Raw genomic sequence first — 24,715 nt, forward strand, 5'->3', positions numbered from 1 at the left:
CAGTCCCCTTCGGAAGGATCGGCCCCCGGTGGTGAGCGACCATCAGAATCTCCTCGCGGAGCAGCGGCGCGCCCTCATTCTGGACGAGGTCAGGCGGCGCGGCGGTGTCCGGGTCAACGAGCTGACGCGGCGGCTCAACGTCTCGGACATGACGGTCAGGCGGGACCTGGACGCCCTGGCCCGGCAGGGCGTGGTGGAGAAGGTGCACGGCGGCGCGGTGCCGGTGGTCGAGGCGAGTACGCACGAGCCGGGGTTCGAGGCCAAGTCCGCCCTCGAGGCGGGCGCCAAGGACGAGATCGCCCTGGCAGCGGCCCGGATGGTCACGCCGGGTGCGGCGATCGCCCTCTCGGGAGGCACCACCACGTTCGCCCTGGCGCGGCAGCTGCTGGAGGTGCCGGAGCTGACGGTCGTGACCAATTCCGTCCGGGTGGCCGACGTCTTCCACGCGGCGCACCGGCCCGGTGCCGCGGCCGAGGCCCGTTCCGGTACGGCGACGGTGGTGCTGACCGGCGGTGTGCGTACGCCGTCGGACGCGCTCGTGGGCCCGGTGGCCGACCAGGCGATCCGCTCGCTCCACTTCGACGTGCTGTTCCTCGGGGTGCACGGGATCTCGGTCGAGGCGGGCCTGTCGACGCCGAACCTGGCGGAGGCGGAGACCAACCGGCTGCTGATGCGTTCGGCACGCCGGGTGGTGGTGATCGCCGATCACACCAAGTGGGGCACGGTGGGACTCAGTTCGTTCGCCGGCCTGAGCGAGGTGGACACGCTGGTGACGGACCGGAGTATGTCGGAGCGGACCCGGGCGGAGATGTCCGAGCATCTGCCGGGCCTCGTCGTGGCGGGTGAGGAAACGCGAGCCGGCGGGGCACCATGAGCGGGTGAGCGTCTTCCGGATCGAACGCACCACCGCCCTGCCCGCCCCTGAGGCCTGGCGGCGCCTGACCGACTGGCCGGCCCACGCCGCCCGGGTGCCGCTGACCCGGATCCGGGTGCTGACCCCCGGCCCCACCGGTGTGGGGACCCGGTTCGTGGCGCGTACGGGGATCGGGCGGCTGGCCTTCGACGATCCGATGGAGGTCGTGCGCTGGGAGCCGCCGTCCGAAGAGGGCTCGCGGGCGCGGCCCGGGGTGTGCGCGCTGGAGAAGCACGGCCGCCTGGTGCTGGGCAGGGCGAGAATCGAGGTGTTCGGCACGCCCGCGGGCGGTTCCCGGGCGGTCTGGACGGAGGAGGCGTGGGTGCGCGGGGCTCCCCGCGCGCTGGATCCCGTCGTGGCGCGGGCGGGGCGGACGCTGTTCGGCCGCGTGCTGGACGGGCTCCTGGGCATCTGACGGGCCGCCAGCTATGGTGTGCGGACTTCTGCCCCGCCCTTGGGAGGTACGGTCCGTGGCACGCCGACTCAGGCTCGTGGAACTCGACTTCGCCGCCTCCGCACCGCTGCGTCTGGCCTTCACGGCCGAGTTGGCGGCCCCGCCGAACGCCGTCTACCGCTCGCTGGCACAGGAGGTCGGCAGCTGGCCGTCGTGGTTCACGGCGGTCCTCTCCGCGAGCCCGACGGGCGGGGGCGCGGGCCGCACGGTCCGGCTGCGGGGCGGGGTGCGGTTCCGGGAGACGGTCATGGCCGCCGATCCGGAGAGGCGTTACGCCTACCGGATCGACGAGACGAACGCCCCGGCCGTGCGCGCCATGGTGGAGGACTGGTCGCTGTCCCCCGCCGGGCCGGGCACGCGGGTCCGCTGGACGATGGCCGTCGACGGGCCCGCGCCCCTCCTGACGCTGATGCGGCTGGCCCGCCCGGGCGTGGGCCGCTCCTTCCGCGACGCGATGCGCCGGCTCGACCTGCGGCTCACTCCGGCCAGGCACCCGTCGCCAGGAACCGGTCGATAGCCGCCGCGTAGGGCGCGATGTCGAGACCCTGCTCGGCCAGCCAGGCGTCGGAGTAGTACTTGTCGAGGTAGCGGTCGCCCGGGTCGCAGAGGAGCGTGACGACGCTGCCGGTCTCGCCCCGCTCGACCATCTCCGCGACGATCTTCAGCGCGCTCCACAGTCCGGTGCCGGTGGAACCGCCCGCCTTGCGGCCGATCGCGGCCTCGAGGGCGCGGACGGCGGCGACGCTGGCGGCGTCCGGGACCTTCATCATCCGGTCGATCGCGCCGGGCACGAAGCTGGGTTCCATCCGGGGCCGGCCGATGCCCTCGATGCGGGAGCCGCAGTCGGCGGTCGCCAGGGGGTCCTCCCGGGTCCAGCCGTCGAAGAAGCAGGAGTTCTCCGGGTCGGCGACGCAGATCCGGGTGTCGTGCTGCATGTAGTGGACGTAGCGGGCGATGGTGGCGGAGGTGCCGCCCGTCCCGGCGGTGGCGACGATCCAGGCGGGCTCGGGGTACCGCTCCAGGCGGAGCTGCTGGTACATCGACTCGGCGATGTTGTTGTTGCCCCGCCAGTCGGTGGCCCGCTCGGCGTAGGTGAACTGGTCCATGTAGTGTCCGCCGGTGCGTTCGGCGAGGGCGGCCGACTCCTCGTACATCCTGCGCGAGTCGTCGACGAAGTGGCACCGGCCGCCGTGGAACTCGATCAGCCGGCACTTCTCGGGGCTGGTGGTGCGCGGCATCACGGCGATGAAGGGCACGCCGATCAGCTTGGCGAAGTACGCCTCCGAGACCGCGGTCGAGCCGCTGGACGCCTCGATGACCGGCTTGCCCGGACGGATCCAGCCGTTGCACAGGCCGTAGAGGAAGAGCGAGCGGGCGAGGCGGTGCTTGAGACTGCCGGTCGGGTGGGTCGACTCGTCCTTGAGGTAGAGGTCGATGCCCCACGTCTCCGGAAGGGGGAAGCGCAGCAGGTGGGTGTCGGCCGAACGGTTGGCGTCGGCCTGCACCTTGCGGACGGCGTCCTTGAGCCAGGCGCGGTACTCCGCGTCGCTGCGGTCGACGTCGACCGTGCCGACGGCGCCTGCCGCCTCCCGGGCCTCGGCGGCCTCCGGCGCGGTGTCCGCGGCGTGCGCCCCGCTGCGGGGCGCGGCGTTCGCCGTCCGTGGCGCGGTGTCTCGCACGGCGTCGTCGTTCTCCGTGGTGCTCATGCGTTCTCGTCCCTCTCTGCGGCCCCACACGTTGCCCCACTGCCGACGATAGCCCCCTCACCTGCGCAAACCTTCGCTTTGGGGTTCCATAGGGCTCCCTTGCGGGAGGGCCCCTGGTGCGGCCGCCGCCCGCCCGGCACACTGGAGGGGACATCACGAGCGGAGGGGGCGGAGTGAGCGAGTCGACGGAGCCCGACTTCACGGCCACGGGCGTGCGCATCGAGCGGTGGCCCCGGTCGCTGACCCGGGCCGGCGAGGTCCGCATCGAGGACGGCAGACTGTCGCTGCTGACCAGCTACGGCAGCGAGATCGACAGCGCGCCGGTGAGCGCGGTCCGGGCCGGCCGGCCGTGGTTCGCGAAGCCGGACGAGACGGTCGCGAAGGTGAACGGGACCCGTTACCGCCTGACCATGGACGGCCCGCGGGACCACGTGTCCGGCCCCGGCCGCTTCCTCGAAGCGTTGCGGAAGGCCTCGCAGGGGCGCTGAAGGTCCGACGAGCGCCGCCTCGCGCGGAGAGCGGTGAGGGGGCGGCGGCCGGATGAGGTCGCCGCGAGTTGCGGAGCCGTCACACCTGGTTCACGCTGGAACCACCTCACTGAGGGTTTATCGGCGGTGACGCTGTGACCCAGCCCGCCGCCGCCGTGCGCAGCGCATGAAAGATCCGATCCTTCGTCTTCTTCCGGACCTACTTCGGGGAGTCGCAGCCGTGATCAGCGAGCCAAGAAGGCACTGCACGGTGGAGCTCCAGGCCCTGCCGTCGCGGATCGGTCAGGTCCGCAGAATCGTTTCAGCGCATTTGCGCTACTGGCATCTCGATGCCTTGATCGACCATGCGGCGCTCGGAGTCACCGAGCTGCTGACCAATGTCCACCGGCACGCACAGCCGGACAAGATGTGCACCGTGGAGATCGAGCTGATGCTCGACCGCCTCACCGTCTCGGTCCACGACAGCGACCCGCGGATACCGGACTTCGGTGGCACGGCGGGGTCGCGGAACGCCGAGGCCGTCGACCAGTACGCCACATCGGGCCGCGGTCTGGCCATCATCGAGGCGGTGAGCGAGAGCTGGGGCATCCGCCCGCACGGCGAGAAGGGGAAGGTCGTGTGGTTCACCCTTCCGGCGCCCGCCCCCGCCATCGCCCTCCCCTCCCGGCTGCACGCCGTCTACGGCGCCACCACCGACGGCCCCTTCGCCGGCCACAGCCGCTTCGGCGGCGCTCACGGCACGAGCCTGGACGGCGTCCCCTTCGGCACGCCGACGGAGCCGGTCCGGGCGCCGGCCGCCGCCCGCTCGGCCCTCGCGGGCTGATCCCGGACCCCGCTCCGCCGACCGCCCCGCGCCGATGGCGGGCCGGAGGGACGCGGGGCGGGGGGATCAGCCCGGCTGGGACCGGTCGCGGGGCGGCGGGTCAGACCGTCCGCCCCGGGGCGGCGGCGCGGCCGAACGAGGGGAACCGGCTGACGGTGAACGTCCTGGTTCCCCGCATGCGGTCGGGCGAGTCCCTGTCACGTCAGCACCACCGTGTGCGGGGGCAGTTCCACCCTCCGCCGCCGTCGCCGTCCGACGAGCCACCCGACCCGCCCTGCGGTCCGTCCGGGAAGGTGCTGTCGCGGTGCCGGTCACCGGGGAACGGATCGTGGTAGTCGGGGTCGCCGTCGTCGTCCCGGTCCGGCAGGCGCGGCCGATCGCCGTCCTGTCCGTCGGGATGGGGGCAGCCGTTGTCCGGATGGGTCAGTTCGAGCGTCACCCACATGGCGACGGTGACGTCGCGGCCCTTCGCCGGGTCGGTCACGCACACCCGCCAGTCGTCGTACTCCCCTTTGTCGGGGAGCTGGTCGTTGACGTAGGCCGCGGACGCCATGATGTGGTCGGCCGGGACGGTTCCGAGGGCGGTCACCTCCTTGTGGGCGGTCTTCCACGTCTTCCAGACCAGGTCCGGCATCCTCGGCCAGGGGATCGCGCCCCCGTCCTCCCGAGGACACGGGGCGCCCTTCTTCACGGCACCGAAGTCGATCGTCTTCGTGCCGGACGAGGTCCAGCCGGTGCGCTGGAAACAGACCGTCCAGTTGAGCCGCATCATGATGCTCTTGTCCTCGTCGGACGCGTCGTGCTCGTCCACGCCGAACCCGGCTGCCTCCGCGGCCTCCCGGGCGTCGTCCAGGGACATCCCCCGGTAGTCCTTCGCCGCAGGGCGGGGCTTGGCGGTCGGGGACGGCGAGGGAGACGTCCGGGCGGGGATGCCCATCGTGCCCGCGCCCCCCGCGGCCTTCCCGTCCGGCCGCGCCGCGGTGCCCTGGGTCCCGCCTGCGGGCCGATCCGGGGCGACCGAGCCGAACAGCGCGAACGCCGCCACCGTGGCGGTCACCTTGACGCCTTTCCTCCAGGAACCGTCATTCCAGACCAGGACGATCGCCACGACCATCACCGCGAACCCCAGGTACGGGCTGATCAGCCCCAGCACGGGGACGGCGAGGAGGAATCCGATGCGGGCACGGATGGTCGACCACCAGCGGTTGCGGGGAGCTGCCGGATCCGGCGACGGGTGGGAAGGAGCGGGCGGGCGGTGCATGGGCAGTGTCTTCTCCGGCGCTGGGGCATGACGGCCCGTGAGGTTCCTCGGGAGGTGTGTCGAGCGACCGCATCGTACAGAGTGCGGGTGGCACCCGTCGCACGGCATCGATGCCCCCGCCATAGGCCCGTCCGCGCTGGTCACATCAGGCGCGGACCCCATACCGGCCCCGTCCCCGGGCAGTTGCCGCTCGAACACCTCCCGGCCGCACGCGTCAGCGCCCGCAGCGCACCTGCCCCCTCCCGCCACCGGACGCAGGCGCCCGCCCGACGGCCGGCGAGCTGCCCCGGGTGGTGCGCAGTGAACGGGGCACATGCGTAGGACGGGCAGGAAGAGCCGGGCGCTCCGGTCCAGGTGCGTGCCTGCGGCAGGGCCCGTACTCGGTGGTCGTCGTCGGGCGCGTGGGTCGAGCGGTTCGGGAAGGGTCGATGGGGGCTATGAAGGATGCGAACGAGCCGGTGATGCCGGAGGTGGTGGACAGTCCGGCGCTTCGGACGCAGCCCTCGGGAAAGGTGGCGCAGTGGATGCTGCGTCACCGGGTGCAGCCAGTGGGGCCGGCGGCGGGTGAGGGGCCTGCCGAGCCTCACACGTGGTGGAAGGTGATGTGCCTGACCGGCGTGGACTACTTCTCCAGCCTGGCCTACGTGCCCGCGATCGCCGCCCTCGCCGCGGGGGCGGTCTCGCCACTGGCGACGCTGCTGATCGTGGCGCTGACCCTGCTCGGCATGCTGCCGATGTACCGGCGCGTGGCGAAGGAGAGCCCGCACGGAGCAGGGTCGGTGGCGATGCTGGAGGATCTTCTCCCTTTCTGGTGGGGCAAGTTGTTCGTGCTGGTCCTGCTCGGCTTCGTGGCCACCTCATGGATCATCACGATCACCCTGTCCACCGCGGACGCCTCGGTTCACGTGGTGGAGAACCCCTTCTTCCCCGAAGTGCTGCACGGCCACGAGGTCGCCCTCACCGTCGTGCTGCTGCTGGTCTTGGGCGGGGTGTTCCTGCTGGGGTTCAGCGAAGCCGTCAGCGTGGCCATCCCCCTGGTGGCCCTCTTCCTCGCCCTGAACGCGGTCGTCATCGCCGTGGGACTGGTCCACGTCTTCACCTCTCCCGGCGCCTGGTCGGCGTGGACAGACGCCCTGGCCGGAAACGGAGGCGGCTTCGGTGACCTCCTCGGCCCGGCCCTCCTGGCCTTCCCGCTGCTGGTTCTGGGCCTGTCCGGCTTCGAGACCGGCGTGAGCATGATGCCGCTCGTCGCTGCCGACGGCGCGGATCCCGAGCAGCGGCTGCGCGCCCGTATCCGCAACACCCGCCGTCTGCTGACCGCCGCAGCCCTCGTGATGAGCGTCTACCTGCTCTCGGCGAGCTTCGTGACCACCGTCCTCATCCCGCACGAGCAATTCGGACCGGGAGGGGCGGCCAACGGCCGCGCTCTGGCGTATCTGGCGCATGAGCACGTCGGGGAGGTGTTCGGCACCGTCTACGACATCAGCACCATCCTCATCCTCTGGTTCGCCGGCGCCTCCGCCATGGCCGGCCTCGTCAACATCGTCCCCCGCTACCTCCCCGACTACGGCATGGCCCCCGAGTGGGGACGCGCCGTACGTCCCGTCGTGATCGTCTACACCCTCCTGTGCATCCTCATCACGATCGCCTTCAAGGCCGACGTGGATGAGCAGGCAGGCGCCTACGCCACCGGCATCCTCGCCATGATGGTCTCCGGCGCCTTCGCCGTCACCGTCTCCGCCGGGCGCCGCCGCCGGCGCGCGGCCACCGTCGGCTTCACCCTCCTGACGGCGGTCCTGCTCTACGCCCTGGTGGCCAACATCGTCGACAAGCCCGACGGCATCGTCATCTCCGTCTTCTTCATCGCCGGCATCGTCATCGTGTCGCTGATCTCCCGCGTCGCGCGCACCACCGAACTGCGTGCCGACCGCATCGTCTTCGACGCCGACGCCCGCCGGTTCATCGACGACACCCTTGCCTACGACAACTCCATCAATGTCATCGCCAACCGCCGCCAGGCCGGCGATGTCGCGGAGTACAGCGAGAAGGAGCGTGAGCAGCGCGGTGTCAATCCGGTGCCCGGCCGCGCCGACGTCGTCTTCCTCGAGATCGACGTGGTCGATCCCTCGGACTTCAGCGACACCCTCACGGTCCACGGAGCCCGGGTCGGCGACCACCGGATCCTGCGCGCGGCCGCACCGGCCGCACCGAACGCCATCGCCGCCATCCTGCTGGCCCTGCGCAACGCCACCGGGGTGCAGCCCCACTGCTACTTCGCCTGGGCCGAGGGCAGTCCGCTGGTGCACATGGTCCGCTACTTCCTTCTCGGCCGGGGCGACACCGCTCCGGTCACCCGCGAGATCATCCGCAGCCACGAACCCGACCCCGACCGCCGCCCCGGCATCCACGTCGGCGGCTGACCGCCGCAGCCGTCCACACCCCTGCCGGGGGTGCCGGAGGCGGATACCGAGAGGCGGGCCACGAGTTCTGCTCCGGCTCACCGGACGGGTGTGGAGAGCGCCGCTCCCACCGTCTGCGCGGCCGTCATGACCGTCGCGGTGCGGTCGCCGGAGGGTGGGGGCCGCTCGACAGCTCGCGGAGCTTGTGCCTGTCGGGCTTGCCGACGGGCGTCTGCGGAATGGCGGCGAGCAGATGGACGGCGCGCGGCCCGTATCGGCTGCCCTTGCGGGCGGTGACGAAGGCGTGGAGGTCGTCGTAGTCGGGGTGGTGGCCTCGGGCCGGGACGACGGCGGCGTGGACGTGTTCGGTCGCGTCGTGGTCGGAGACGCCGAAGACGGCGCACTGGGCCACGGCCGGGTGGGTCAGCAGAACGGCTTCGACTTCGCTCGGGTAGATGCCTCCGCCCCTCACCTTGATCATGTCGTTGCAGCGGCCGACGAGGAAGAGGTAGCCCTTGTCGTCGAGGTATCCGATGTCACCGGTACGCACCCAGCCGTCTCGCATGGTTTCGGCGGTGAGTCGGGGCTGGCCGAAGTAGCCGCGCATCATGCCCGGGGACCGGGCGAGGATCTCGCCCTGCTCCCCTGGCGGCACGGCTTCGTCGTGCTCGTCACGGATCACGATCCGCACGCCCGGCATGGCTCGGCCCACGGTGATCTGCCCGTGGCGGCCGATGCGTGCGTGTTCGTCCGGGCCGACCTCGGTGAGGCCGAGCGTCTCGCTCTGTCCGTACCAGCTGTAGAGCACGGGGCCGAAGACGTCCGTCGCCCGCCGCAGTCTGGCCGCGGAGGCGGGGCTGCCGCCGTAGGTGATCCGCTTGATGCTGGATACGTCGGTGGTCGCGAGGTCCGGATGGTCGAGCAGCTGGTGGAGAAGGGGCGGCAGTACCCACAGGTGGGTGATGCCCTCGCGGGCGATCGCGGAGAGTGCCCCGCCTGCTTCGAAGGCGTGCTGCAGGACGACCGAGCCGCCCTGGAGCAGGGTCAGGTCGGTGCACAGACCCGCGACGTGTGACAGGGGTGTGTTGGCGAGGTAGCGGGGTGGGCTGCCGGCGTGGACACGGAGGTTTTCCAGGCAGCGGCGGTATTGACGGTGTGTCACCTGGATGGCCTTGGGAATGCCCGTGGTGCCGCTCGTATGGCGGATGCACCAGTCGTCGTGGGGATCGACCGGCCTGGAGAGGGGGGCGGGAGTGAGACGGGCGGCTTCAGCGAGGATGTCCTCGCCGTGGGGTCCCGGGCCGAGCGTCATCACCTCAGGCACGCGCACGAGAGGCAGAAGGTGCCGAAGGTCTGTGTGCCGGCTGGAGTCCACCAGGAGCAGGGGGGACCCGACGCTGTTCACGATGTGCGCCAGGGCTTCGGGGGGCAGTACCTCGTAGAGGTAGACGAGGCGCGCGCCGGCCAGGGTCGCGGCGTAGCGGGCGGACAGCGCCTCCACGGTGTTTCCGGCGAGCAGGGCAATGGTCCGTCCCGGGCCGGCACCGCGGGCGGCGAGGGCCCGGGCAAGCCGTCGGGTGGCGTCGCGGAACGCGGCCGCGGAGACGTTCAGGCCGCCGGGGGCGGTCACCGCCGGCCGGTCGGGCTGTCGACCGAGTACCTCGAGGAGGGTCTCGGCGTAGCTGACGAAGGGGCGGCCTGGTGGCGCCGGGCGCCAGGCATCGGACATGTTCTCCTCCGGGTCCGTGGAAGCGTCGTGCGCGGTCGGTGACGAGCCGGACGCCGTGCATCGTGGCAACGAGCCGGCCCGGCGGCGGTTGCGGCCGGATCCAGTGGAAACGGGGTGCTCGCGCCGGCCGGATACCCGTCGGCACGCCGCCCTCGGTCTCGGACGTCGCTGATCGGGTGCTTGGCTCGGCGGCTCGCCTTGCGGCCCAGGGTGCGCGGTGCCTCGATCGTGTGATCAGAGAGCCGGGACAAGATCCATTGACCGGTGGGGTCGTTGATCACGTCACGTGTCCCCGTACGTGCTTGGAGCCCGACCCTCATGACTGCCGCTCAGGTGCAACGTTTCGTCTTCGAAGGACTCGGCTACCAGTGCCGCATCGTGGAGAACCCCGCGCCTCGCACGGAGCCGATCGTCATCGTCGGCGGCGCCTTCCAGAACATCTACTCCTACCGCCGGCTGGAAGGCCCGTGGGCCGAGGCCGCCACCGTGATCAGCGTCGACCTGCCCGGCTCCGGCGCGTCCGATCCCCTGCCCGCCGCCTACGGGTTCGACTTCCTCTCCGGTGTCCTGGCCGACGTCCTGGACCGCCTCGCACTCGGCAAGGTCAACCTCTACGCGGTCTCCTACGGCGTGCCGGTCGCCTATCACCTGGCCCAGGACCACCCGGACCGTGTGGCGCGCCTGGCCCTCATGGGCGCGGCTTCCCTCTATCCGCCCGAAGGTCTGCGGGGTCTACGGGCCATGGCCGACGCCCTGGCTTCCGCGGACTCCGACGACTACGCCCGACGCAGTGTCGCGGCGCTGATGGCGCCCGCCGACCGGCCCGTGCGCAACCGGGCCGCCGTGACCCGCCTCCTCGCCCGGGACATGTCAGCCATCACGGGCGCCGCCTTCGACCGTCACCTCGCCTCGACACGACGGGTCATCGACTGGCAGGGCCTCCCGCCCGGCGGCATCACCGGCATCCCGGCCCTGTGCTTCACCGGCGAGCACGACACCCTGACCCGCCCCGACCTCGGCCGGGAAGCGGCCTCCACGATCGAGGGCAGCGTCTTCACCCTCGTCCGCGAAACCGACCACCTACCGGCCCTCGAACGACACCGGGAGGTCTCCCAGCTCCTCCTGCGCTTCTTCACCGGCCAGTCCCTCGAAGCCCTGGACTTCCTCACTCCTCTCGAACATCCTTCCGCCATCGAGAAGGCCCGCGCCGACTTCGCGCCCCTCGGGCATCAGGCGGTGAGGAGCGGCGCTGCCTGGTGAGAAGCAGGGTCCAGGTGCCGGAGGCAGCCCGTCGCCCAGAGCCGCACGCTGCCGCTCCGCGGTCGATCGCCTGTTCACTCGACATGGGCGGCTCGTCGGTGGGTCACGCGGATGAGGACGGAGACCAGGGCGGCCAGGTCGGCAGCCCCGGCGTCGTCCGCGTGGCTGAGCACGAAGGTGCTCAGTCGTGGGACCGGGACGACGACCTTGCGTGCGGGACAGCCCTTAGATCCTCGCAACGTCATCGCTGTGGGTGATGTGTCTGTGCCCGATCTCGGCGGGCGTTTCATCGAGCGTCGCGTCGACCGCGAGAACCTGGAGCGGTCGGCCCGGCTGGCCCTCGACGGACTCCTCGCACCCGTGATCACCGCGGTCCACCCGCTCTCCGACGCCCCGGCCGCCCTCGCCACCGTTGAGAACGGTCACGCTTCGGGCAAGGTTGTCATCAAGGTGGCATGAGGAGTGCCCCGCCGCCCGCGCCTTCAACGCGCGCGGGCGGCCGGACGCCGGGCTCGGGCGGGTCGGCGCGGGCGGGGACGCCCGCCCCGCTGTGGTCAGGCGACCGGCACCAGGGTCAGGTACGCGATGCCGAGCACCCCGCGATATCCGTTCAGCCAGGCGGAGCGCTGCCGGTCCACGCGTGCGCGGGTCTCGGCGGCGAGGGGGTGGTCCGGGTGCGCGGCGAGCCAGACCTCGGTCTCGTGGCGGTAGCCCGACTCGAACTCCTCCCACTCCTCTCGGCTCGCCGTCTCGATCCAGGCGGGCCGGAAGCCCGCGTCGATCGCCAGGTCCACCAGGCCGCCGAGCGGCAGATGGTCCTCGGGCCGCGCGCCCGGCCACATGCCGGCGAGTTGCTCGTCCGTCGGCGTGCGCTCCCAGAACCCCTCGCCGAGCACCACTCGTCCACCGGGCGTGACCAGGCGCCGCAGTTCGCGCAGGGCGGCGGCCGGGTCGTGCGGCTGATCCGGGTCGCAGAGGGCCTGGCTCGAGCCGAGACAGAGGATCGCGTCGACGGGCCCACGCGCGGTGCCGCGGGCCGACTCCTCGACGAACTCCACCCGACCGGCGAGACCCCGCTCCTTGGCGAGGACACGCCCCCTGGCCAGGTCCTCCGCGTTGATGTCGACGCCGACTCCGGTCGCGCCCGGCGCCGCCTCCAGGACCCGCAGCAGGAGCTCACCCCAGCCGGAACCGATGTCGAGCACGGTGGAGGGCGCGCCGGCGGCGAGCCGCTCGATCAGGCGGTCGGCGCGGGCCTCGGAGAGCGGACCGTGGAAGGTGAGGGCGCCGAGTCGGGGCGGAAGATCCGTTTCAGTCATGCCCGGACGTTAGTTCGCGCATCGGTCGCCTGACCATCCGTTTTGCCGAAGCGCGGCGCCCGCCGCGGGCCGCCTCAGGGCCCGGCCTCCGGTCGGGGGGCCCGCCCCCGGTCCGGGGACATGGCCTCCGGTCCGGGCGTCCTGCCCCGGTCCGGCCCCCTACGACTCCGGTCTGCCGAGCGCCGCCAGCGGGTCGTCGAGGACCGGCTGCCAGGCCAGCTCGGCCGCGCCGACCAGGCTGTTGTGGTCGAGGGTGCAGGGAAGGATGGGTACGCCGCCGCTGCGGCCCCACAGGCTGCGGTCCGCGACGACCGCGCGGAGCCGGTTGGGGTCGGCGTCGAGCAGCTCGCGGTGCAGACCGCCGAGGATGATGCGGTCGGGGTTGAGGATGTTCACCAGGCCGGCCAGCCCGAGACCGAGGCGGTCGATCAGCTCCTCGGTCGCGGCCCGCACCCCCGGATCGTCCGGTCGGGTGCGCAGCAGGTCGCGGGCCTGCTGGAGCAGCGACACCTCGGGACCCGGCGCGCGCCCCGCGACCGTGAGGAAGGCGAGCGGATCGGTCTCGACATCCAGGCAGCCCCGGCTGCCGCAGTGACAGGGACGGCCCTCGGGATGGACGGTGAGGTGTCCCACCTCGAGTGCCAGACCCGCGCTGCCGGTGTGCAGACGGCCGTCCAGGACGAGGGCCCCGCCGACGCCCCGGTGGCCGGTGGCCACGCAGAGCAGGTCCTTGGCACCACGGCCGGCGCCGTGCCGGTGCTCGGCGAGGGCGGCGAGGTTGACGTCGTTGCCGGTGAAGGCGGGGCCCTCGATACCGGCCGCGCGGACGCGCTCGGCGAAGATCTCCCGTACGGGCGCTCCGGCCGGCCAGGCGAGGTGGAGCGGGTTCAGCGCCGTCCCCTCGGGTTCGGCGACGGCCGACGGCGCGGCGAGCCCGGCCCCCACGCAGCGGCGCCCGCTCTCGCGGAGCAGGGCGGCGCCGGCCTCGACGACGGCACCGAGCACCTGCGCGGGATCGGCGGAGACGGTGACGCAGCCGGGGGCGGTGGCGACGATGGTTCCGCCGAGAGACACGAGCGCGGCCCGGAAGCCGTCGGCGTGGACCTGTGCGGCGAGGGCGACGGGTCCCTCGTCGGCGACGGCGAGGCGGTGCGAGGGGCGGCCCTGGGAGCCGGCGGCCGCGCCGGGGTTGGAGTCGACCCGGATGAGCCCGAGGGCCTCCAGCTCGGCGGCGACGGCTCCGGCGGTGGCTCGGGTGACACCCAGCTCGGCGGTGAGGACGGCGCGCGTGGGCGCGCGGCCGGTGTGCACCAGTTCCAGCGCGGGTCCGAGCGCGCCGCGCCCCCTGTCCAGTCGTGTCTTGGTCGTCGTCGCCTTGCCGTTCATGGGGGCGAGTCTCCCATGATCGGGCAGGGGTCCGGTTTCGGTGGTGGCTGAGGGGGTAGCGGCGCGGCGACATCGTGCGGTGCGGGAGGTGTCATGGCACGTTCCGAAGCGGCGAAGCGGGCGCAGGCCCTGCTGGAGGGCGAGACCGGCAGGACGTATGCCGAGGAGGCCGGGATCCGGGTGAGGGACACGCCTCAGCCGATGTACCAGCTGCTCGTGCTGGCCCATCTGCTGAGCGCCCGCATCCGGGCGGCGACGGCGGTGGCCGCCGCCAGAGCCTTGTTCTCGGCGGGCCTGCGCAGTCCCCGCCGGATGCGGGACGCGACCTGGCAGGAGCGGGTGGACGCGCTCGGCGAGGGCGGCTACCGGCGCTACGACGAGCGGACGGCGACACAGCTGGGCGACGAGGCCGAGCTGCTGCTCGAGAAGTACGGCGGTGATCTGCGCCGGATGCGGGCCGAGGCCGACGGGGACGTGGACGCGCTGCGCGCGGCACTGCGCGAGATGCCGGGGATCGGCCCGGCCGGCGCGGACATCTTCCTGCGCGAGGCGCAGGCGGTCTGGCCGGAGGTGAGCCCCTATTTCGACCAACGCGCCCTGGAGGGCGCGCGGCGCGCCGGCCTGCCCGCCGACCGCGCCGCACTGGCGGACCTGGTCCCGCGCGAGGATCTCCCGGCGCTGGCGGCGGCTCTGGTCCGGACCTCCCTGGACCGCCCGTCCACGCGTGCGGAGAACGCGGCCTAAGGCGTGCCAGGCGTCGCGGGGCAGGCGGGACTTTCGCAACACGCCCTAGGGCAGCGCGCAGGAGGCTTGCTGTGCTTGAGGCTCAAGCGAGCCCGGGGGCGTTGTGCGGTCCCTCGGGCCTGCGCGGCCCATGAGGTCGGCGTGGCCCATGAGGTCGGCGTGGCCCGTTTAGTGCGCGGGGCCCATGAAGTGCGCGCGCCCCGCGAGGTGCGATGGGGCCCCAGAGATGCACGCGGCCCATGAGGGTTGCGCGGCCCATGAAGTGCACGCGGCCCCTGAGGTCTGGCCGGCTCGCGACGCGCCTCGGGCCCCTCACGCCCACGAGGCCACGGGGCGCAGCCCCCGGAGGCACCGGACATCCGGCAGGCCCGGGAAGCCCGGGGGTCCCTGTGAGCGTCTTTCCGATCCCGCCCTCCCGCTTGGTTGAAAAGTACTCGGGCGGACCCCTATCCTGAGTTTGTGCCGCTACTAAACAAAGTACGGACGGCCGTTCCAGGGGGCCTCGGCGGAGACACCGCCACGCACTCCCTGTCCCGCCTCCGCTCCGCTCTGACCCTCTTCTTCGCCCTCGACGGATTCCTCTTCGCCGGCTGGGTGGTCCGGATCCCGGCCATCAAGCAGCAGACCGGCTCGACCGCCAGCGACCTCGGACTCGCGCTGCTCGGCGTCTCCGCCGGCGCCGTGGTGACCATGACGCTGACGGGGCGCCTGTGCCGCCGCTACGGCAGCCACGCCGTCACGGTCGTGACGGCCGTGCTGCTCTCCCTCTCCATCGCGCTGCCCGCGCTGACCGGTTCGCCGCTCGCCCTGGGGCTCGTCCTGCTCCTCTTCGGTGCGGCGTACGGCGGGATCAACGTCGCGATGAACAGCGCGGCCGTCGATCTCGTCGCCGCGCTGCGCCGTCCCGTGATGCCCAGCTTCCACGCCGCGTTCAGCCTCGGCGGCATGCTCGGCGCGGGCCTGGGCGGACTCGTCGCCGGCAGCCTCTCCCCCGCGACGCACCTGTTCGGCCTGACGGTCGTCGGTCTGTGCCTGACGGCCCTCGCCGGTCCCGTCCTGCTCCGCCTGCCCTCCCCGGCGCTGCCGGAAGCGACGTCCGCCGCAGTGCGCGGGGGCGCCGGGACCGACGGGCGCGGAAAGGCCGGCTCGCGCGGGATGGTCATCGTCTTCGGCGTGATCGCCCTCTGCACCGCTTACGGCGAAGGGGCCCTGGCCGACTGGGGCGCGCTGCACCTGGAGCAGGACCTGCACGCCCACCCGGGCGTCGCCGCCGCGGGCTACTCCCTCTTCGCCCTCACCATGACGGTCGGCCGGCTCTCTGGCACCGCGCTCCTCGAACGCCTCGGACAGACCCGGACCCTCGTCGCGGGCGGCACGACAGCCGCCGCCGGCATGCTGCTGGGCGCTCTGGCACCCACTGCCTGGGCCGCCCTGCTGGGCTTCGCGGTGACCGGTCTCGGCCTGGCCAACATCTTCCCCGTCGCCGTGGCCCGCGCGGGAACGCTCGCCGGACCGAGCGGTGTCGCCACCGCCTCCACCCTCGGCTACGGCGGCATGCTGCTCGGCCCGCCGTCCATCGGCTTCCTCGCCGACTGGTTCTCCCTCCCGGTCGCCCTGACCACCGTCGCCGCCCTCGCGGCCGGCGCCGCGCTGATCGGTTACGCGGCACGCGACGCACGCGGGCCCGAGACGGTTTGAGGCCCTCGCCGGACGCACGACGAGCGGCCTCGGCGTCCGGCTGGGGCATCGGCCGGGGCCACCGATCAGGCACGTCGACGGGGCGGCCCGATCAGGCCCTTCGATCGGACACCCCGATCCATGACGGGAGACAACTCGCCCGCCCGCCACGGCGGCTGGCAGAATCCCGACACATGGAGATCATGAAGGCCGCCGACCACATCGACGCCCTCGACGCGGCCGGCCGCTCCCTGGCCGAGACCGCCACCGCCGCGGGCATGGACGCCGAGGTCGCGACCTGTCCGGGCTGGAGGGTGCGCGACCTCCTGCGGCACACGACGATGGTCCACCGCTGGGCGACCGCCTTCCTGACCGAGGGACACACCTCCTACCACCCCGACGGCGGCGAGCCCGATCTCGACGGCGACGCGCTGCTCGCCCACTACCGCCAGGGCCACGCCCGGCTCGTCGCCGCCCTGCACGAGGCGCCGGACTCCCTGGAGTGCTGGAGTTTCCTGCCCGCCCCCTCGCCTCGCGCGTTCTGGGCCCGGCGGCAGACCCACGAGACGACGGTCCACCGCGCGGACGCGGAGTCCGCCCTGCCCGGGGGCCGGCCAGGACCGGTGGAGAAGGCGGTCGCCGTGGACGGGATCGACGAGCTGCTGCGCGGCTTCCACGCGCGTGACCGCAGCCGGGTCCGTACCGAGGAGCCGCGCACCCTCCGCGTACGGGCGACGGACACCGAAGACGTGTGGACGGTACACCTGTCGCCGGAGCCCCCGCGGACCGAGCACGCCGGCGCGTCCACGGCGGGCGCCCGGGAGGAAGACACAGGGGCGGCGGACTGCGAGCTGAGCGGGCCCGCCGGCCGGCTCTATCTGACGCTCTGGAACCGTCTCCCGCACACGGCCGTGTCCGTGGCCGGCGACGCCTCGCTCGCCCGGCTGTGGCGGGAGAACTCCGCCGTCACCTGGTCGTAGCGCCGCTCGCCCGGCTGCGAGGGCGGCACTTTGCCGTCACCTGGCCGTAGGCGCGCCCGGGTCTCCCTCGGCCAGCATCCGCGTCAGCACCGCCCGCTGGAGCGGCAGCACCTCCGCGTGCCGCTCGCGGCCCGCCGGGGTCAGCTCCACCCGTACGCCCCGCCGGTCCTCCGCACACATCCCCCGCGCGACCAGTCCGTCCCGCTCCAGGCGGGCGATCAGCCGGGACAGCGCGCTCTGGCTGAGATGGACCCGGCCGGCCAGTTCCTGGACGCGATAGGCCGTCCCGCCGTCGGCGGGAGCTCCCTCGGCCAGGACGTCGAGGACCTCGAAGTCGCTCGCGCCGAGCCCGTGCGGATGCAGGGCCCGGTCGAGCTCGCACGTCGTACGGGCGTGCAGCGCGAGGACGTCCCGCCACTCCTGTACGAGCGCGCGTTCGGAGTTGTTCGCAGACGCCGCCATGACCGCACGTTAGCAGAGGGATCCTTCTTTGTTGCACGGGAATTAAATGCACTTGCACTCAATGCATGTGCATGTACTGTGCTGCGCATGACCCTTCCGCCCACTTCCGCTCCCCTGTCCCAGGAACGCTGGAGCCCCCGGCTCTGGGGGACCCTCCTGGTGCTCTGCGCCGCCATGTTCCTCGACGCGCTCGACGTCTCCATGGTCGGCGTCGCCCTGCCCTCGATCGCCACCGACCTCGGGCTCTCCACCGCCACGCTCCAGTGGATCGTGAGCGGCTACATCCTGGGCTACGGCGGCCTGCTGCTCCTCGGCGGCCGCGCGGCCGATCTCCTCGGCCGCCGCCGCGTCTTCCTGATCGCCCTCGCCGTCTTCGCGCTCGCCTCCCTGCTCGGCGGGCTCGTCGACTCCGGGCCGCTGCTGATCGCAAGCCGCTTCATCAAGGGTCTCAGCGCCGCCTTCACCGCACCGGCCGGGCTCTCGATCATCACCACCACGTTCAAGGAGGGCCCCCAGCGCAACAGGGCCCTGTCCATCTACACCACCTGCGCCGCGACGGGCTTCTCCATGGGCCTGGTCCTCTCGGGTCTGCTGACCGAGCTGAGCTGGCGCTGGACCATGCTGCTGCCCGCTCCGGTCGCCCTGATCGCGCTCGTCTTCGCGCTCCGCCTGATCCCGCACAGCCCCCGCGACACCGGCCAGGGCGGCTACGACCTGCCGGGCGCCGTCACCGGCACCGCGGCGATGCTGCTCCTCGTCTTCACCGTCGTCCAGGCGCCGGAAACCGGCTGGACCTCCGCCCGCACGCTGCTGTCCTTCCTCCTCGCCGCCGCCCTCCTGGCCACCTTCGTCGCCATCGAGAAGCGCAGCGCCGCCCCTCTCGTACGGCTCGGGGTGCTGCGCTCGGGGTCACAGGTCCGGGCCCAGCTCGGCGCGGCCGCGTTCTTCGGTTCGTACGTGGCCTTCCAGTTCATCGTCACCCAGTACATGCAGTCGCTCCTCGGCTGGTCGGCGCTGCAGACCGCGCTGGCCTTCCTGCCGGCCGGTGTGCTCGTGGCCTTGTCGTCCACGAAGATCGGCGCGGTGGTGGACCGGTTCGGCACCCCGCGGGTCATCGCGACCGGTTTCACGCTCCTCGTGGTCGCCTACGCCCTCTTCCTGCGGATCTCGCTCACTCCGCAGTACGCGGCCGTGATCCTCCCGTCGATGCTGCTCCTCGGCGCCGCCTGCGCCCTGGTGTTCCCCTCGCTCAACATCCAGGCGACCAACGGCGTGGACGACCGCGAACAGGGGATGGTCTCCGGGCTCCTCAACACCTCGATCCAGGTCGGAGGCGCCCTCTTCCTGGCGGTCGTCACCGCTGTGATCACGGCGAACGGCGGCGCGGACGGGGAGGGCGCGTCCCCCCAAGCCGTCCTGGACGGCTTCCGTCCTGGCCTGGCCGTGGTCACCGTGATCGCCCTGGCCGGTCTGCTGATCACCCTGCCGGGTCTGCGGACCCGCCGGGAGCGGGCGACCCTCGTCGTGGCGACGTCCGACCCGGAGAAGTCCGTCCCGACCGGAAAGCCGGTCGAGGAGCCGCTCTCGGAGCCGGTCGCGGCCCGGGACTGACCGGCGGGACACGCGCACGGGTGCGGAAGCGCGCACGAGTGGGGCGCGGCTACGGGCACGGGTCCGGCGACAGGCCCTCCCCTACCGACGCGGCCTGGCGCCCGGACCCCGGTCCGGGCGCGTGGCCGTACCGGTACGCGTCTCGTGCGCGTGTCCGTGGCCGTACCTGGTCGCGTGCTCGTGCGCGGGTTGTAGCCGTACCTGTACGCGTGCGCTTGCGCGTGCCCGTTCCCGTTCCCGTACGAGGAGTCAGCCCAGCCAGCCCGGACGCACCAGCCCCGACTCGTAGGCGAGCACGACCAGTTGGGCACGGTCCCGCGCTCCCAGCTTCACCATCGCACGGCTCACATGGGTCTTGGCGGTCAGCGGGCTGACGACCAGGCGGGCGGCGATCTCGTCGTTCGAGAGGCCGATGCCGACCAGGGCCATCACCTCCCGTTCGCGTTCGGTGAGTTCACCCAGGCCGCGCGCGTCCGCGGGGGCCTTGGAGCGCGCGGCGAACTCCTCGATCAGCCGGCGCGTCACGCCCGGGGAGAGCAGCGCGTCCCCGTCCACGACCGCGCGCACGGCCCGCAGCAGCTCCTCCGGTTCGGTGTCCTTGACGAGGAAGCCCGAGGCGCCGGAGCGGATGGCCTCGAACACGTACTCGTCCAGCTCGAAGGTGGTCAGCATGACGACCCGGACGGCGTCGAGCACCGGGTCCTCGGTGATCGCGCGGGTGGCGTCGAGGCCGTCCCTGTGCGGCATCCGGATGTCCATGAGGACGACGTCCGGGCGCAGTTCGCCGGCCCGCGCCACGGCCTCCTCACCGTCCGCCGCCTCGCCGACGACCTCGATGTCCGGCTGGGCGTCCAGGAGCGCGCGGAAGCCGGCCCGCACCAGGGACTGGTCGTCGGCGAGCAGGACGCGGATCACGGGGTCTCCTTCGGGCGGAACGGAAGGACCGCGCGCACCCGGAAGCCGCCGTCCGGCCGGGCACCCGCCTCGATGGTCCCACCGAGCGCCGCGGCCCGCTCCCGCATGCCGGCGAGTCCGTGGCCGCTGCCGTCCGCGCCGGCGGCAATGACGGTGGCCGGCCCCTCGTCGTCGATCCGGAGCTCCAGGCGGCCGGGGGCGTAGGCGAGCACGACGCGGGCGGTACGCGAACCGGAGTGCCTGACCACATTGGTCAGCGCCTCCTGCACGATCCGGAAGGCCGCCAGGCCGGTGCCCGGCGGCAGCGGCACGGGCTCTCCCTCGGACCGGGTCTCCACCGTGAGGCCGGCGGACCGGGCCTGCTCGACGAGTTCGGGGAGGCGGTCGAGCCCGGGCGCCGGAGCGCGCGGCGCCTCTCCCGGCGCCCTCAGGGCGGCGAGCACCTGGCGCACCTCGCCCAGCGCCTCTTTGCTCGCCGTCCTGATGGCGGTGAGCGCCGTGCGGGCCTGCTCGGGATCGCTGTCGAGGAGGGCGAGGCCGACCCCCGCCTGCACGTTGATCACGGAGATCGAATGGGCGAGGACGTCGTGCAGTTCGCGGGCGATCCGCAGACGTTCCTCGTCGGCCCGGCGCTTCTCGGCGGCGGCGCGTTCGGCGCGCTGCTGTGCCCACTGCTCGCGCCTGACCCCGACCAGTTCCGAGGCGGCGAGGATCGCGACGACGAAGGCGGCGACGGGGATCTCCCGCCCCCAGGCAGCCGCCGTGTCGCCGTCCGGCGGGAGGTGGGGGTACAGCCAGTGGCCGATCAGCAGGTTCCCGAGCCACAGCGACGCCAGCGCCCCCCAGGCCGCGTACCGGTGCCCGTGCACGATGGCGGCGTAGCAGCCGACGGCGACGGTGAGGAAGACGGGACCGTGGGCGTATCCGGCGGCGACGTAGGCGAGGGTCGCCGCCGCCACGCCGAAGACGACCGGGACGGGGTGGCGGTGGCGCAGCAGGAGCAGGGCGGATCCCGCCAGCAGCAGCGTACGGCCGAGGGCGTCCAGCGATTCCCGGTCCGGCTGGCCTCGCGACGCGAAACCGGAACCGACCACCACGAAGACGGCGAGGAGCAGCGTGGACCGCCAGGGCAACCCGCTCCCGGGCTCGCCGCCCGCCCAGCGCGGGACGTCCGGGCCAGCCCATGCCTCGCGCGCCCTGGCAGGAACGCCCCGGGGGTCTCGTCTCCGGGGCGGACCGCCGTGACCGGGTGTCCCGTGTGCGTCCATGCCGCCACGCTAGACGCGCCCGGGCCGCCGGGGCGTCAGCCGGGCGTGGTGATCACGCGTACTCCCGGGGGAGTACGCCGTCCGAACCCGGCGTGCGCGGCCGCCTTGCGCGGCCGCCTTGCGCTGCCGGGGCGGCTGCGGAGGGCGTGGGGCGGCGTGGGGCCCGTCCGGCAGGGGTGCGGGTTCGGCGCTGGGTGCGAATGTGGGGCTGCGTCCGGGGCTGGGTCCGGGGCTAGGCCCGTCCGGTCCGGGGCTGGGTTGGGGGGGCCGGACCCGGGGCTAGGTCTGCGGCTATGTCCGGGGCTGGGTCCGTCCGGTCCGGGGCTGGATCCGCCCGGTCCGGTGCTGGGTCCGGGGCTAGGCCCGTCCGGTCCGGGGCTGGGTTCGGGTTCGCGCCGGGCGCTTCGTCCGGGGCAGCAGGCCGACCTCGTGGGCGAGGCGGGTCGCGGCCGACGTGAAGAAGGTGTCGCGGTCCTCGACGATCCTGTTGAACTGGCCGAACACCTCGAAGGACACCAGACCGAACAGCTGGGACCAGGCCGCGACCAGCGTGACGGCGAGCGCGGGCGGCAGGTCCGGGGCGACGTCGGCGGCGAGGCGCTCGGCCTCGGGGCGCAGCTCGGGGCTGAGCGGCGGGAGGGCGATGCCGTCCGCGGCGAGGGCGTCACGGGCGATGGCGATCAGGACGAGCCCGACCCGGGAGGCGGGGCCGACCGTGTCCTGGGGGGCCGTGTAGCCCGGGACCGGGGAGCCGTAGATGAGGGCGTACTCGTGCGGGTGGGCGACGGCCCAGTCGCGGACGGCCCGGCAGACGGCGGTCCAGCGGCCGATCGGGTCGTCCGGTCCCGCCGCCCCGTCGGCTCGCTCGGCCGCGGCGCCGACCGCGTCGTACGCGTCGACGATCAGCGCCGTGAGCAGGTCGTCACGACTGGGGAAGTAGCGGTAGAGCGCCGAGGAGACCATGCCGAGCTCGCGGGCCACGGCACGGAGGGAGAGTCTGGCGGCGCCTTCGGCGGCGAGCTGGGTGCGCGCCTCGTCCTTGATGGCGGCGGTGATCTCGATGCGGGCGCGGGCACGGGCCCCCTGGACACTGGTCATGGCAGCAGTCTGCCACTTTCCAGAGAGCGGCGCACCAAAAAGAGAGCAGCGCTCTTGATTCGACACACCGCTCCGTGCACACTGATCTCAAGCGAGAGCGGTGCTCACGAATATGAGCGCCGCTCCCCCCGAAAGCTCCCCGCCGTGCCGAAGGAGTCCCACGATGACGTCGACGCCGTACTACCGCCAGGGCAGCCCGCTCGCCATCCGTCTCAACGGCATCGTCGGCTGGCTGGCCCGCCACGGCATCAGCCTCCTCGGCTCCGCCGAGCTCTCCGTGCGGGGCCGCAAGAGCGGCCGCATGCAGCGCATCCCCGTCAACCCGCACACCTTCGAGGGCGCGCGGTACCTGGTCTCGGCGCGCGGCCACTCCCAGTGGGTCCGCAACATGCGGGCGGCGGGCGGCGGAGAGCTGCGCGTCGGGCGCAGGGTCCGCGCCTTCACGGCGACCGAGATCGCCGACCGCGAGAAGCTGCCGATCCTGCGCACCTACCTGGAGCGCTGGGGCTGGGAGGTCAACCAGTACTTCCAAGGGGTGACGGCCGCGTCCTCCGACGCGGAGATCCTCGCGGCCGCCCCCGACCACCCCGTCTTCCGCATCACGACGGCCGAGTGAGCCGACGGCCCGGAGAACCGACGGCCCGGAGAGCCCCCAGCCCCGACCGCCGCCAAGGGCGGCGCATCGGGGCTGGGGCCGTACGACGGGCGAGGTCGTCTCCTCGCCGCTCCTGCTCCTGATCCTGCGGAATCGTTCGCTCAGGGCGTCTCGGGGGTGGCCGGAGCCGCCGCGCCCTTCTCGCCTACCGGGTCGTCGACGGACTCCGTGTCCGGGCCTTCCGCGGAGCGCGGTGCGGCGCCCCTGGCCGCGGCCGTACCGCCCGTCGCCGCCATCCGGCGGTCCAGGAGGTCCAGCCCCCGGCGGGCCAGCCCGTTCGAGCGGACGAGCCCGGCGAGCGTGGTCGAGCCGCGGGTGATGTCCGTGAAGGCGTTCCAGGCCGGCCGCAGACCGGTGATCGCCGCGTGCAGCAGACCGGGCCTGCGCTCGAACAGCGCGAGCATCCGCCGCCCGACCGCCATCTCCACCCCGAGACCGGCCTTGATGGCGAAGGCGTAGTTCAGGGCCTGGCGGCGCGCGTCGACGGCGTCGTTCGCCTCGGCGATGCGGACCGCCCACTCCCCCGCGAGCCGGCCCGAGCGCAACGCGAACGAGATGCCCTCGCGGGTCCAGGGCTCCAGCAGGCCCGCCGCGTCTCCGCAGACCAGGACGCGGCCGCGGGAGAGCGGAGAGTCGTCGCTGCGGCAGCGCGTGAGGTGACCGGACGAGACCGCCGGCTCGAAGCCCGCCAGTCCGAGGCGGGCGACGAAGTCCTCCAGATACCGCTTGGTCGCGGCGCCCTCGCCGCGGGCCGAGATGACACCGACGGTGAGCGTGTCGCCCTTGGGGAACACCCAGCCGTAACTGCCGGGCATCGGCCCCCAGTCGATGAGGACCCGCCCCTTCCAGTCCTCGGCCACCGGCGGCGGCACGGGGATCTCCGCCTCCAGGCCGAGGTCCACCTGGTCCAGCTTGACCCCGACGTGTGCTCCTATCCGGCCGGCGCTGCCGTCCGCGCCGACGACCGCCCGCGCGAGGACCGTCTCCCCGTCGGCGAGGACCACGGCGACGGTCCGCCGGTCCGGGACGGCGGGCCCGTGCTGCTCGACGCGCGAGACGGTGACCCCGGTCCGCAGCTCGGCGCCCGCCTTCTGCGCCTGCTCGACCAGACCGGCGTCGAACTCGGGGCGGTTGATGAGCCCGAAGAGCATCCGGCGTGAGCGTCGGGTGCGGGCGAAGCGGCCGTTGTGGGAGAAGGTGACGGCGTGCACCCGGTCCTGGAGCGGCAGTTCGAAGCCCGGCGGGAGCGCGTCGCGGGACGGGCCGATGATCCCGCCGCCGCAGGTCTTGTAGCGGGGCAGTTCCGCCTTCTCCAGGAGCAGCACCCGGCGTCCGGCGACCGCCGCGGCGTAGGCCGCGGAAGCGCCGGCGGGACCCGCCCCGACGACGACCACGTCCCAGACCCTCGGCGCGCCCTCGGGGAACACCGTCTCCACCCCGGCCGCGGACTCCAAGCCGTCCCCGGACTCCGGCTCCACGCCGGTCCCGAACTCACCACCACTCTCGGGCAGCGACTCCCCGGCGCTCTCGCGTGCCGGCTCGCCGCCGGTACCGGAGACGGACTCAC

The 24,715-nt window shown here is 73.1% G+C and carries 24 protein-coding genes; 13 read left to right on the forward strand and 11 right to left on the reverse strand.

The window, feature by feature from the left end:
- Window positions 1-31 precede the first annotated feature (31 nt).
- From AB0K65_RS07880 to AB0K65_RS07890, 3 genes are read left to right on the forward strand one after another with little or no spacing between them, the layout of a single operon-like run.
- Window positions 32-874 (forward strand): DeoR/GlpR family DNA-binding transcription regulator, encoded by an 843-nt coding sequence (locus tag AB0K65_RS07880; RefSeq protein ID WP_365714877.1) that lies wholly within the window; start codon window positions 32-34, stop codon window positions 872-874.
- Between the two features lie 4 nt (window positions 875-878).
- Entirely contained in the window at window positions 879-1,328 is a 450-nt protein-coding gene (locus AB0K65_RS07885) for an SRPBCC family protein (protein WP_365714878.1), read from the forward strand.
- A 55-nt stretch (window positions 1,329-1,383) separates the two neighbouring features.
- Entirely contained in the window at window positions 1,384-1,884 is a 501-nt protein-coding gene (locus tag AB0K65_RS07890; RefSeq protein ID WP_365714879.1) for an SRPBCC family protein, read from the forward strand.
- On the opposite strand, the gene AB0K65_RS07895 is transcribed toward AB0K65_RS07890, so the two are convergent.
- Entirely contained in the window at window positions 1,844-3,073 is a 1,230-nt protein-coding gene (locus AB0K65_RS07895) for a PLP-dependent cysteine synthase family protein (RefSeq protein ID WP_365714880.1), read from the reverse strand. The two genes, AB0K65_RS07890 and AB0K65_RS07895, sit on opposite strands and share 41 nt — an antisense overlap.
- Before the next feature lie 173 nt (window positions 3,074-3,246).
- Here AB0K65_RS07895 and AB0K65_RS07900 point away from each other — a divergent pair, with 173 nt between their 5' ends.
- Complete coding sequence (locus AB0K65_RS07900; RefSeq protein ID WP_365714881.1) at window positions 3,247-3,561, forward strand: hypothetical protein; 315 nt, start codon at window positions 3,247-3,249, stop codon at window positions 3,559-3,561.
- 220 nt (window positions 3,562-3,781) lie between these two features.
- Window positions 3,782-4,384, forward strand: a complete 603-nt coding sequence (locus tag AB0K65_RS07905) for an ATP-binding protein (RefSeq protein WP_365714882.1) — start codon at window positions 3,782-3,784, stop codon at window positions 4,382-4,384.
- Between the two features lie 202 nt (window positions 4,385-4,586).
- Here the strand turns inward: AB0K65_RS07905 and AB0K65_RS07910 are convergent, their stop codons facing one another.
- The gene (locus AB0K65_RS07910; RefSeq protein ID WP_365714883.1) at window positions 4,587-5,645 is read right to left on the reverse strand and encodes a hypothetical protein; all 1,059 of its coding nucleotides are present in this window, start codon (window positions 5,643-5,645) and stop codon (window positions 4,587-4,589) included.
- A 437-nt stretch (window positions 5,646-6,082) separates the two neighbouring features.
- On the opposite strand from AB0K65_RS07910, the gene AB0K65_RS07915 reads away from it, so the two are divergent.
- Window positions 6,083-8,065, forward strand: a complete 1,983-nt coding sequence (locus AB0K65_RS07915; protein WP_365714884.1) for an amino acid transporter — start codon at window positions 6,083-6,085, stop codon at window positions 8,063-8,065.
- Window positions 8,066-8,189: 124 nt separating this feature from the next.
- Here the strand turns inward: AB0K65_RS07915 and AB0K65_RS07920 are convergent, their stop codons facing one another.
- Entirely contained in the window at window positions 8,190-9,773 is a 1,584-nt protein-coding gene (locus AB0K65_RS07920) for an AMP-binding protein (RefSeq protein ID WP_365714886.1), read from the reverse strand.
- A 318-nt stretch (window positions 9,774-10,091) separates the two neighbouring features.
- Between AB0K65_RS07920 and AB0K65_RS07925 the strand changes: the two genes are divergently transcribed.
- On the forward strand, window positions 10,092-11,033 hold the full coding sequence (locus tag AB0K65_RS07925; protein WP_365714887.1) for an alpha/beta hydrolase: 942 nt from the start codon (window positions 10,092-10,094) through the stop codon (window positions 11,031-11,033).
- A 74-nt stretch (window positions 11,034-11,107) separates the two neighbouring features.
- Here AB0K65_RS07925 and AB0K65_RS07930 read toward each other — a convergent pair whose 3' ends face one another.
- A complete protein-coding gene (locus tag AB0K65_RS07930; RefSeq protein ID WP_365715071.1) occupies window positions 11,108-11,278 on the reverse strand; it encodes a hypothetical protein in 171 nt (56 codons plus the stop codon).
- Between AB0K65_RS07930 and AB0K65_RS07935 the strand changes: the two genes are divergently transcribed.
- A complete protein-coding gene (locus AB0K65_RS07935; RefSeq protein WP_365714888.1) occupies window positions 11,211-11,492 on the forward strand; it encodes a zinc-binding dehydrogenase in 282 nt (93 codons plus the stop codon). The two genes, AB0K65_RS07930 and AB0K65_RS07935, sit on opposite strands and share 68 nt — an antisense overlap.
- 95 nt (window positions 11,493-11,587) lie before the next feature.
- On the opposite strand, the gene AB0K65_RS07940 is transcribed toward AB0K65_RS07935, so the two are convergent.
- Together AB0K65_RS07940 and AB0K65_RS07945 are read right to left on the reverse strand one after the other, a co-directional pair.
- Entirely contained in the window at window positions 11,588-12,352 is a 765-nt protein-coding gene (locus AB0K65_RS07940) for a class I SAM-dependent methyltransferase (protein ID WP_365714889.1), read from the reverse strand.
- A 159-nt stretch (window positions 12,353-12,511) separates the two neighbouring features.
- Window positions 12,512-13,738: an ROK family protein gene (locus AB0K65_RS07945; RefSeq protein ID WP_365714890.1), complete on the reverse strand. Its 1,227-nt coding sequence runs from the start codon at window positions 13,736-13,738 to the stop codon at window positions 12,512-12,514.
- A 93-nt stretch (window positions 13,739-13,831) separates the two neighbouring features.
- On the opposite strand from AB0K65_RS07945, the gene AB0K65_RS07950 reads away from it, so the two are divergent.
- From AB0K65_RS07950 to AB0K65_RS07960, 3 genes are all read left to right on the forward strand, one after another.
- A complete protein-coding gene (locus tag AB0K65_RS07950; RefSeq protein ID WP_365714891.1) occupies window positions 13,832-14,482 on the forward strand; it encodes an endonuclease in 651 nt (216 codons plus the stop codon).
- Between the two features lie 459 nt (window positions 14,483-14,941).
- The gene (locus tag AB0K65_RS07955) at window positions 14,942-16,180 is read left to right on the forward strand and encodes an MFS transporter (RefSeq protein ID WP_365714892.1); all 1,239 of its coding nucleotides are present in this window, start codon (window positions 14,942-14,944) and stop codon (window positions 16,178-16,180) included.
- 182 nt (window positions 16,181-16,362) lie between these two features.
- Window positions 16,363-17,139, forward strand: a complete 777-nt coding sequence (locus AB0K65_RS07960) for a maleylpyruvate isomerase family mycothiol-dependent enzyme (RefSeq protein ID WP_365715055.1) — start codon at window positions 16,363-16,365, stop codon at window positions 17,137-17,139.
- 36 nt (window positions 17,140-17,175) lie between these two features.
- Here the strand turns inward: AB0K65_RS07960 and AB0K65_RS07965 are convergent, their stop codons facing one another.
- Window positions 17,176-17,601: a MarR family transcriptional regulator gene (locus AB0K65_RS07965; RefSeq protein WP_365714893.1), complete on the reverse strand. Its 426-nt coding sequence runs from the start codon at window positions 17,599-17,601 to the stop codon at window positions 17,176-17,178.
- Between the two features lie 87 nt (window positions 17,602-17,688).
- Between AB0K65_RS07965 and AB0K65_RS07970 the strand changes: the two genes are divergently transcribed.
- A complete protein-coding gene (locus tag AB0K65_RS07970; protein WP_365714894.1) occupies window positions 17,689-19,212 on the forward strand; it encodes an MFS transporter in 1,524 nt (507 codons plus the stop codon).
- A 249-nt stretch (window positions 19,213-19,461) separates the two neighbouring features.
- On the opposite strand, the gene AB0K65_RS07975 is transcribed toward AB0K65_RS07970, so the two are convergent.
- The 3 genes from AB0K65_RS07975 to AB0K65_RS07985 form a co-directional block, all read right to left on the reverse strand.
- Entirely contained in the window at window positions 19,462-20,127 is a 666-nt protein-coding gene (locus AB0K65_RS07975) for a response regulator transcription factor (RefSeq protein WP_365714895.1), read from the reverse strand.
- Complete coding sequence (locus AB0K65_RS07980; protein ID WP_365714896.1) at window positions 20,124-21,260, reverse strand: sensor histidine kinase; 1,137 nt, start codon at window positions 21,258-21,260, stop codon at window positions 20,124-20,126. Before AB0K65_RS07980 ends, AB0K65_RS07975 begins: the two co-directional genes overlap by 4 nt.
- A 492-nt stretch (window positions 21,261-21,752) precedes the next feature.
- Window positions 21,753-22,493 carry a TetR/AcrR family transcriptional regulator gene (locus AB0K65_RS07985; protein WP_365714898.1) on the reverse strand — a complete coding sequence of 247 codons (741 nt, stop codon included), beginning with the start codon at window positions 22,491-22,493 and terminating at the stop codon, window positions 21,753-21,755.
- 163 nt (window positions 22,494-22,656) lie between these two features.
- On the opposite strand from AB0K65_RS07985, the gene AB0K65_RS07990 reads away from it, so the two are divergent.
- Window positions 22,657-23,109 (forward strand): nitroreductase family deazaflavin-dependent oxidoreductase, encoded by a 453-nt coding sequence (locus AB0K65_RS07990; protein WP_365714899.1) that lies wholly within the window; start codon window positions 22,657-22,659, stop codon window positions 23,107-23,109.
- A 140-nt stretch (window positions 23,110-23,249) separates the two neighbouring features.
- On the opposite strand, the gene AB0K65_RS07995 is transcribed toward AB0K65_RS07990, so the two are convergent.
- A complete protein-coding gene (locus tag AB0K65_RS07995; protein ID WP_365715056.1) occupies window positions 23,250-24,584 on the reverse strand; it encodes a geranylgeranyl reductase family protein in 1,335 nt (444 codons plus the stop codon).
- Window positions 24,585-24,715: the final 131 nt, after the last annotated feature.

This window comes from Streptomyces sp. NPDC053755, assembly GCF_040677675.1.
In the GTDB taxonomy this organism is placed as follows: domain Bacteria; phylum Actinomycetota; class Actinomycetes; order Streptomycetales; family Streptomycetaceae; genus Streptomyces.